The following is a 10696-nucleotide window of genomic DNA, read 5'->3' as shown; positions in this document are numbered from 1 at the left end:
TGCGGATGCCGCCAGTCGGCGCCTTGCGTATAAGTCCACCAGTTGTAGTGATTGCGCAGATCCACGCGCTTCTCAGGCTTCGCGAACACCACCGAGGACGGCGCGAGCATCTCGGGCAGCGCGCCCGGATAGTCGTCGGGATTGGCGGGGCGCTCGGCGGACGTGATGTGGCCGGTGGCATCGACGAAGCGCTGGAAGTCGGCGTTCGTCACCGCATGACGATCGATCCAGAAGCCGCGCACGCGGACCTTGTGCGCGGGCGCTTCCTCAGGGTAGTGATGGTCGGAGCCCATCATGAAAGTACCGCCCGGCACCAACACCATGTCGGGCCACGGCGCAGTTTCAATTTTGGCAACCATATCATGGTTAATATTGCTAAACGAAATTGACATGATTGGATGGATAGGGTGCCTGACGGAATTGCAGACAGACCGCGGGCGCGAGTGCTCGCCATGGCTTCGCGGCTACGTTGGTGAAGCGTGTGAGACAACATCCACTATTGCAGCATTTCTGTGCGTTCGCTATTGGGGAAAAGGGCAACGACTTTGCCCGAATGGGCAATGCGACACTGCGCTGGTGTGACTCTCGCCAAAATATGGAATGGAGGTATTGATTATTGCGTTACCTGATCCTGCACTTAATGCAACGCGCAGGATAATTTACGGCCATCGAAATGGTTGTCTGCATTGCGCATTAATTTCAATTTACTGAACAACGATTATCCGCGTTACAGAATAATTCGATTTCCGCTCGAAGCGACACACAGTTAGCCAGTCACGCGTGCGCACCTGCTTCCTTGCACCGTCGCCATTCCACATTGTCCGGGATAGGAAACGATTCAGAATCTTTTGGGGAACTGGCGTTGCCCCTGAGGGCAATCGGGTTGCCCATAATCCCTATGGTCAGTTTCTGAAAAAATTACTAAAACTTACGTACGGTCGCTTGCCCTAGGTGCGGGGCGAGCGTTTCCCAAACTGTGACTGCGTTCGCGATTTGACAGGCGCAGCCAAACATCCGGACACTCGAATTGCATAGGTTGCGATGGCAACGCGATGTTGTCCAGTTTCCCAACGGGATATGGCGATGTCATGAATCACATTTTTGCCCTGTGCTGGAATCGATCGCTCGAGCAGTGGGTCGTCGCTTCCGAATTGACGCGTCGAAATGGGGTGCGTGGTTCGTGTCAGCGCCGTCGTGGGCGGCCGCGCCGTGCGGTATTCAATTTCGCCTGTGCGTGTCTACCATGTATTCTGAGTGCTCAGGCCACGGCCGCACCAACTGGTGGACAGATTGTCTCCGGATCGGGTGCGATCAGCCAATCCGGAGCGACGACGACCATCCAGCAAAGCAGCCCCACGCTTCAGTTGAGCTGGAAAGGCTTTGATGTCGGCGCGGGCCAGACGGTGAACTTCGTGCAGCCGGGCCGCAGCGCGCTGGCCGTCAACCGCATCGCCAGCAGCACGGCCAGCCAGATATTCGGACACCTGAATGCCAACGGCCAGGTCTGGTTGATCAACCCGAACGGCGTGCTATTCGGACCGTCGGCGCGCGTGAATGTCGGCGGCATCGTTGCGTCCACGCTCGATGTCGATTCGAACACGCTCGGCAGCAACACGCGGCGTTTCTCGGGCAGTGGCACGGGTACGGTCGTCAACCAGGGAACGATCGTCGCCGCCGACGGCGGTTATGTGGCGCTGCTCGGCAACCGGGCGTCGAACCAGGGCGTCGTGAGCGCTCGGCTCGGCACCATCGCGCTGGCCGGCGCGAGCGCCGCCACACTCACGTTCGACGGCGCGCAGCTCGTGCATATTCAGGTGGACGCCGCCACGCTCGACAATCTCGCGGAAAACCGCCAACTGCTGGTCGCGGACGGCGGCCAGGTCATCATGACGGCCGGCGCGAAGGACGCGTTGCTGGCCAGCGCCGTGAACAACACCGGCAAGATCCGCGCGCAGACGGTGGAGGATCACGAAGGCAAGATTGTGCTGCTCGGCGGCATGGCGGCTGGCACTGTGAACGTCGGCGGCACGCTCGACGCGAGCGCGCCCAATGGCGGCAACGGCGGCTCGATCGAAACGTCGGCGGCGCATTTCAGCGTCGCACCGGACTCGCACATCACGGCGGCCGCGCCGTTCGGCCGCGCGGGCACCTGGCTCGTCGATCCAACCGATCTGACCATCGACGCGACGGCGGCCACGCAGATCTCGACGACCCTGAACGGCGGCACCAACGTCGTCGAGCAGACGACGGCCTCGGGCGCGACGGGCGCCGGGCAGCAGACGCCGGGCGCGGGCGACATCAACGTGAACGCGGCGATCAGCTGGACCAACGCGGCCGCGAGCCTCACGCTGGAGGCGCTCAACGCGATCAACGTGAATGCTTCGGTGAGCGGCGCGGGCGCGGTGACCATGCAGGCGGGCACCGGCAATCTGACGATCGCGGCGGGCGCGGCGATCACCGGCGCGGCGGGCGTCGAGCTGGGCACGAATGCAAATTTCGTCAATAACGCCGGCAGCGCCGCCGTGAGCACAGGCACCTCGGCGGCCTGGCGGATTTACTCGAGCGATCCGCGGCTCGACACTACCGGCGGCCTCGCGCCGTCATTCATTCAGTATAACGCACCGTTCGGCACCGCGCCGGCTGCCTCAGGCAACGGCTTCCTGTACAAACTCGCGCCCACCATCACGCTCACCGGGCTCACGGGCACGGTGACCAAGGTCTACGACGGCACGACCACGGCCGACCTGACCAGCGCCAATCTGCAAACGACGGGCCTCGTCAACGGCGATGTGATCGCCAGCGCGACCGGCACGTACGCCACCGCGAACGCCGGCACCGGCATCACGGTGAATTCGCCGACGACTTTCGCGGGCGTTGTCGTTACCACGGCGGGCGGCGTGCCGGTTTATGGTTATCAGGCCAGAGGGCTCGCGTCGGCGGACATCGGTACGATCACGCCCGCGCCGCTCACGGTGAGCATCGTCAACGATCCGACCAAGGTCTACGACGGTACCACGTCGGCGCCGCTCACCGCGAGCAATTACAGCTTCACCGGCTTCGTCGCGGGGCAGGGCGCGAGCGTCAATCAGGCCAGTTCGGTGGCCTACGCGAGCGCGGATGCCGGCACGGGCATCGCAATCAACGCAGCGTTCACGTCGACCAATTTCGTCGCGAACAGCGGCACCAATCTCGCGAACTACACGTTGCCGACGGCGGCGACTGGAAGCGGCACGATCACGCCCGCGCCGCTGCTGATCAGCGGGCTGATCGCCAGCAACAAGGTGTACGACGGCACGCGCGCGGCCACGCTCAATTCGAACGGCGCGTCGCTGTTCGGCGTGATCAGCGCGGACAGCGGCCAGGTCTCGCTCGATACGAGTGGCGCGGCGGGCACTTTCGTCACCGCGAACGTCGGCAACCAGATTTCCGTCGTGCCCTCGGGCTTCACGCTCACGGGCGCGAAAGCGGGCAACTACGAGATATCAGTGCCGGCCTATCTCGCCGCCAACATCACGCCCAAGTCGATCACCATCACGGGCGTGACAGCTAACGACAAGGTCTACGACGCCACCACGACTGCCTCGCTCAATCTCGGCGGCGCAACGATCAGCGGTCTTGTGCCCGCTGACGCCGGCAATGTCACGCTCACGACGAACGGCGCAACCGGCGCGTTCAGTCAGTCGAACGTAGGCAACGGTCTGGCGGTTTCGGTGAACGGCCTCGTGCTCGGCGGCTCGGCGGCGGGCAACTACTCGGTGGCCGCGGTCGGCGGCCTCACGGCGAGCATCACGCCTGCGCCGCTCACGGTGACCTTCCTCGGCTCGCCGACCAAGGTCTACGACGGCAGCGCCAACGCCACGCTCAACCAGTCGAACTATTCGATTTCCGGCTTCGTCGGCGGGCAGAGCGCGACCATCGGCCAGGTGTCGGCGACCTATGCGACGCCCAATGCGGGCACGGGCATCAGCATCTCGGCCGCGCTGCGGCCTTCGGATTTCGTGCCCGCGGCAGGCACCTCGATGTCAAACTACACGTTCCCGGACATCGTCTCCTCGTTGAGCGGCATCATCACGCCCGCGCCCGTGATCGTCACCATCGTCAACAACCCGACCAAGGTGTACGACGGCAACAACACGGCCTCGCTCGGCGCCAGCAATTACGAGCTTAGCGGCGCGATTCCCGGCGAGTCGATTTCGCTGAGTCCCTATCCCGCGACGGGCGCGTATGCCACCGCCAACGTCGGCTATCAGGGCGTCAGCACGTCGCTCACGTCTGGCAATTTCCAGGCGGGGCCGAACACGCTGCTGTCCAACTACGCGCTGCCCACGAGCGCAACCGGGATGGGCACGATCGTGCAGCGGCCGATCAGCGGCGGATTGTCGGCGTCGATCACCAACAATCCGTCGAAGACCTACGACGGCAACACGATCGCCACGATACCGGCGAGCGACTTCACGTTCAGCGGCTTCGTCGGCACGGACAGCGCCACGGTCTCGCACACGATCACCGGCGCCTACGCGACGAAGAACGCGGGTTCGCAGGCGGTCAGCGCGTCGCTCGCGCAGTCGGATCTCACCGCCGGCGCTGGCACGAACCTGAACAACTATTCGTTCCCGGTCACGGCCTATGGTACGGGCACGATTTTGCCCGCGCAGCTCACGGTCACGATCATCGGCAATCCGACCAAGGTCTACAACGGCGACGCGATCGCGCGCGTGAGCGGCAGCAACTTCCAGATAAGCGGCTTCGTGAGCGGCGAGGGCGCCACCATTTCACCGAGCGCGCAGTTCAACTACGCGCAGGCAAATGCAGGCAGCCGGATCGTGAGCGGCGCGCTCGTGCCGGGCAACTATACGGCCGGCAGCGGCACGCTGCTGAGCAACTATCTGCTGCCGACCACGGCTTCCGGCCCCGGCACCATCACGCCGGCGCCGCTTTACATCCTGAACGCGTATGCCACCGACAAGGTCTACGACACGACGACCGCCGACACGCTCGACGTCAGCACCGCCCAGCTCTCGGGGGTGGTGCCGTCCGACGCGGGCAATGTCACACTCACGACGTCCACCACGGGCACGTTCGCGCAGTCGAACGTCGGCAGCCATATCGCCGTGACGGCGAGCGGTTTCAGCATCGCGGGCAGCGCGGCGGGCAACTACACGCTGCAGCCGCTCACGGGTCTCACTGCCAATATCACGCCGGCGCCGCTCACGATCAGCGGCGCGGTGGCCAACAACAAGGTCTACGACAGCACGACCACGGCCACCGTCAACAGCACGGGCGCGACGCTCGCGGGCGTGCTCGGCAGCGACAACGTCACGCTCGCCTCGGGCAGCGCCACAGGCCAGTTTGCCACCGCTAACGCCGGCACCAACATCCAGGTCACCGCGAGCGGCTTCACGCTGGGCGGCGCGCAGGCGGGCAACTACACCGTCTCGCAGCCCTCGAACCTGCTGGCCAACATCACGCCCGCGCCGCTCACGGTCACGATCACCGGCAACCCCATCAAGGCCTACGACGGCACGACCTCGGTCACGCTGGGCGCGGCGGACTTCGCGGTCACGGGCTTTGTCGGCAACCAGAGCGCCACGGTCACGCAGACCGCGTCGAGCGGCTACTTCTCGCCGAACGTCGGCATCAACATCGGCATTGGCGCGACGCTCGAACCGCCGGATTACACAGCGGCGCTCGGCACGAATCTCTCGAACTACGCGCTGCCGACCCAGGCCACGGGCACCCGCGGCCAGATCACGGCGAAGATCATCAATCTGACCGGCACGCGCGTCTACGACACCACGACGGGCGCCAACGCGAGCCTGTTCTCCAGCGCGGGAACGGTGGACGGCGTCAACGGCGAGACGCTGTCGCTGAGCGGCTCGGGCGTGCTCACCAGCAAGAACGTCGGCAAGCAGATTGCGTTCGCGAACCTCGGCACGCTCACGCTCGGCAACGGCAGCGGCGGCGGACTCGCGAGCAACTACACGCTCGCGGGCGGCACCGACTGGGTGACCATCACGCCCGCCACGCTCACGGTGCTCAACACCACGGCGCTGGACAAGGTCTACGACGGCACGACGGCCGCGACGCTGCAAAACGCGCTGCTGTCCGGCGTGCTGGGTAGCGACAGCGTGGTGCTCGGCAACGACACCGCGGGCAACTTCAACAACAAAAACGTGGGCACGGCGAAGCCCGTCAGCACGAGCATGACGATCTCCGGCACGGACGCGGCCAACTACACGCTGGTGCAGCCGACCGGCATCACGGCCAGCATCACGCCGCTGGCCGCGACGATCACCGCGACCGGCATCGACAAACAATACGACGGCACCACGGCGGCGCAGGTCAATCTGCGCAGCGCGGCGGTGGTGAGCGGCGACCAGGTGAGCTTCAGCGATCAGGCAGCCAACTTTTCGCAGTCAGATGTGGGCAGCAATCTCGCGGTGCATGTGACCGGCATAACCGCGGGCGGCGCCGATGCGGCTAACTACACGTTCTCGAACACGATCGCGGACACCACGGCGAACATCACCCCGCGCGTCCTGAGCTTGCAGGGCACGCGCGTCTACGACACCACCGCCGCCGCCGCCGCGACCTTGTTCGGAACCAGCGGCGTGCTGCAGGGCCAGAACGGCGAAACACTGACGCTCAGCGGCACGGGCACGCTGAACAACAAGAACGTCGGCGCGCAGAAGCCGTTTGCCTCCAATGGCCTCAGCGGCTACACGCTGACCGGCGACGGCTCGGCGAAAGCGAGCAACTACACGCTCACGGGCGGCAGCGACTGGGTGACGGTCACGCCGGCCACGCTCACCGTCGCCAACACGGTCGCACACGACAAGCAGTACGATGGCAACACCAACGCGCAACTGACCGGCGCGACGCTGCAGGGCGTGCTTAGCGGCGACACGGTGACGCTTGGCAACGATACCTTGGGCCAGTTCAACGACAAGAACGTCGGTACCGCCAAGCCCGTGACCACAAGCATGACGATCGCGGGCACCGACGCGGGCAACTACGTGCTGGTACAGCCCGCCGGTCTCACGGCCAGCATCACGACGCTGCCGATCGTGCTTGTGAGCGCCACGGGCAGCAACAAGGTCTACGACGGCAACACCAACGCGACGGTCGCCTTGAGCAGCGCGAGCGTCGTGCCGGGCGACAACGTGACCTTCGCCGATACATCCGCGACCTTCGCGCAGAAGGATGTGGGCAACAACATCACGATCGCCGTGGCGGGTATCAGCCTCGGCGGCGCGGATGCGGGCAACTACGTGCTCCAGAACAGCAGCACGACGACGAGCGCCAACATCACGCCGTTCGTGTTGAACCTGCAGGGCGCGCGCGTGTACGACGCCACAACGGGCGCGAACGCGAGCCTGTTCGGCAACAACGGCGTGCTCACGGGCGCGAATGGCGAAACGCTCACGCTGTCGGGCAGCGGCACGCTCGCCAGCAAGAACGTGAACGCCGCGCAGCCGTTCGCGGCGAACGGACTCGCGGGCTTCTCGCTCACCGGCATCGGCGGCTCGCTGCCCGGCAATTACACGCTCGCGGGCGACGACTGGGTCAAGATCACGCCCGCGCTGCTCTCGGTCACCGGCACGAGCGTGAACACCAAGGTCTACGACGCGACGACGGCGGCGACGCTGAGCGGCGCCGCGCTCGCAGGCGTGTTCGCGGGCGACGGCGTGACGCTCGGCAACGATACCACGGGCACGTTCGCCGACAAGAACGCCGGTAGCGGCAAGACCGTCACAGCGGCCACGATGACGATCAGCGGCGCCGACGCGGGCAATTACACGCTGACGCAGCCCACGGGCCTGACCGGCGCGATCACGCCACTCGGCATCACCGTGACGGCCAGCGCGCAGAACAAAACCTACGACGGCACGACGGCGGCCAACGCGAGCGTCGCGACGACCGGCGTGCTGGCCGGCGACAGCGTGAGCTTCGGCTTCGCGTCTGCCGACGCCAGTTTCGCCCAGTCGAACGTGGGCACTGGCATTCGCGTGACCGTGAACGGCATCACGGCCAGCGGCGCCGATGCGGGCAATTACACCTACAACGCAAGCGCCACGACCGCCGCCGACATCCTGCCGTTCGTGCTCAATCTCACCGGCACGCGCGCCTACGACGGCACGGCGGGCGCGAACGCGAGCCTGTTCGGCAATAACGGGGTGCTCACGGGCGCGAACAGCGAGACGCTGACGCTCTCCGGCACCGGCACGTTGTCGACGAAAAACGCCGGCACGCAGGTGCCGTTCGCGGCCAATGGACTCGCGGGCTTCACGCTCACGGGCAACAACGGTGCGTCGGCGGGCAACTACACGTTCGCGGGCGGCACCGACTGGGTGACAATCAATCCGCTGGCCGTGACGGTCAGCGCGAGCGCGGCGAGCCGCTACTACAACGGCACGACGGCGGCATCGGCGACGCTCGCGCCCAGCGGCATCCTCGCGGGCGACGCGGTGAGCTTCGGCTTCAACAGCGCGACCTTCGCCACGCCCAACGCGGGTGCCGGCATTCAGGTCACGGTGAACGGCATCGCGGCGAGCGGCGCGGACGCGCGCAACTACACGTTCAACACTAGCGCGACGACCACGGCCGACATCTATCCCTACGTGCTGACCTTGCAGGGTACGCGCGTCTACGACGGCACGACCAGCGCCGACGCCGCCCTGTTCGGCAGCAGCGGCGTGCTGAACGGTGTGAACGGTGAAACGCTCACGCTCTCTGGCAGCGGCACGCTCGCCAGCAAGAACGCGAATCGCCAGCAGCCGTTCACGGCGACCGGTCTCGCGGGCTTCACGCTGACGGGCAACAACGGCGCATTGTCGAGCAACTACACGCTCGGCGGCGGCGCGGGCGACTGGGTCAACATCACGCCGAAGCCGATCTCGATCACGGCGGTCGGCGACAACAAGGTCTACGACGGCACCACGGCCGCGCAACTCGCGAGCTTCACGGTGACGGGCCTCGAGGCCGGCGACAGCGCATCGGTCGGCTACACCTCGGCGACCTTCGCCACGCCGAACGTGGGCACGAGCATTCCGATCACGGTCGGGCTCTACGGCGACGGCGCCGACATCAGCAACTACACCTTCGGCAGCCGCGTGGTGGTGACGAGCGCGGACATCACCGCGCGCGCGTTGACCGTGACGGCCAGCGCACAGAATAAAACCTACGACGCCACCACGACAGCGACGCCCAACGGCTTCAGCGTGAGCGGCCTCGTAGCGGGCGACACGGCCACGTTCACGGCGGGCAGCGTGAACTTCGTTTCGGCGAACGCGGGCAACGGCATTCAGGTCGACGTCGCGGGCATCACGGGCAGCGGCAGCGCGCTGAGCAACTACACGTACAACACCTCGGCGATCGCCTTCGCCGACATCCTGCCCGCCGTGCTGAACCTGACCGGCAGCCGAGTGTACGACGGCACGAATACGGCGAGCGCGAGCCTGTTCGGCAACGGCGGCCAGCTTGCGGGCGTCGCCGGTCAAACGCTCACGCTTAGCGGCACGGGCACGCTCGGCACGCGCAACGCCGGCTCGCAGCAGCCATTCGCCGCGGGCGGCCTGAACGGCTACACGCTGAGCGGCAACGGTGCCGCACTCGCGAGCAATTACACGCTCGCGGGCGGCGCCGACTGGGTGACAATCACGCCGCTGGCCGTGACGGTCAACGCCACCGGCGCGAACAAGGTCTACGACGGCACGCGCACGGCATCAGTGGGTCTCGCCAGCAGCGGCATCCTGAGCGGCGACAGCGTGAGCTTGAGCGCGCAGTCGGCGAATTTCGTGACGCCGAATGCGGGCAGCGGCATTCCCATCGTGGTGACGGGCATCTCGGGCAGCGGCGCGGACGCCGCCAATTACACGTTCAACACGACAGCGACCACGTCGGCGTCGATCGCGCCTTATGTGCTCGATCTGACCGGCAGCCGCGTCTACGATGCGACGACCGGCGCGGCGGCGAACCTGTTCGGCACGAGCGGCGTGCTGCAAGGCGTGAACGGCGAAACGCTCACGCTCTCGGGCAGCGGCACGCTCGCAACGAAGAACGTCGGAAGCCAGAACGCGTTCGCGTCCGGCGGGCTTGGCGGCTACACGCTCAGCGGCAACGGCGCCGCGTCCGGCAGCAACTACACGCTGGTGGGCGGCGTGGACTGGGTCAGCATCACGCCAGCGACGCTCAACGTCGCCGATACGCAGACCACCAATCGCACCTACAACGGCACCGTCTACGACACGCTGCACGGCGACCGTCTCGTGGGCGTGCTTGGCGGCGACAGCGTGACGCTCGGCAACGATACCGTGGGCTATTTCAACGATCCCGCTGTGGGATTCGACAAGCCCGTGCGCACCGCGATGACGATCGGCGGCGCCGACGCCGGCAACTACGTGCTCGTGCAGCCTGAAGGCCTCACCGCCGACATCATCACGCCCGTCGCGCCAGTGCCCATCGGCGCGCTGGCAGGCGTGCAGGCGCCGCTCGGGCCGTCGGGCGTGCAGACGCCGTATGGCATGGCGGCGGACACGGCGCAGGGCCATTACACCGGCAATCAGATGCAGGAGGACCGCCCGAACCAGCGCAACGTGGCGCGCCCGGACTTCCGTCCCGGCCTCGCGCTGACGGTGCTCGACGGAGGCGTGCATTTGCCCGGTCAGTGAAACGGCGCTCAGGCGCAACGGCAGGC

2 protein-coding genes are annotated in these 10696 nt (G+C 66.1%); one reads left to right on the top strand and one right to left on the bottom strand.

Annotated features, from left to right (window positions below; translation table 11 throughout):
* The coding region (locus U4Y88_RS35780) for an SUMF1/EgtB/PvdO family nonheme iron enzyme (protein ID WP_321789649.1) at positions 1–296 on the bottom strand (296 nt) is incomplete at its 3' end.
* Positions 297–1052: 756 nt separating this feature from the next.
* Between U4Y88_RS35780 and U4Y88_RS35775 the strand changes: the two genes are divergently transcribed.
* Positions 1053–10670, top strand: coding sequence for a YDG domain-containing protein (locus U4Y88_RS35775; protein ID WP_415774543.1), 9618 nt, complete (start codon positions 1053–1055; stop codon positions 10668–10670).
* Positions 10671–10696: the final 26 nt, after the last annotated feature.

The sequence above is a fragment of the Paraburkholderia sp. J94 genome, from assembly GCF_905220285.1.
In the GTDB taxonomy this organism is placed as follows: Bacteria; Pseudomonadota; Gammaproteobacteria; order Burkholderiales; family Burkholderiaceae; genus Paraburkholderia; species Paraburkholderia tropica_A.
The sequence above is the reverse complement of the archived record's forward strand: the minus strand, read 5'-3'. Positions and strand labels throughout refer to the sequence as shown.

Coding starts and splice junctions, on each gene's coding strand:
- U4Y88_RS35775 (WP_415774543.1), top strand. CDS start 1,053: ATGTTGTCCAGTTTCCCAACGGGATATGGCGATGTCATGAATCACATT.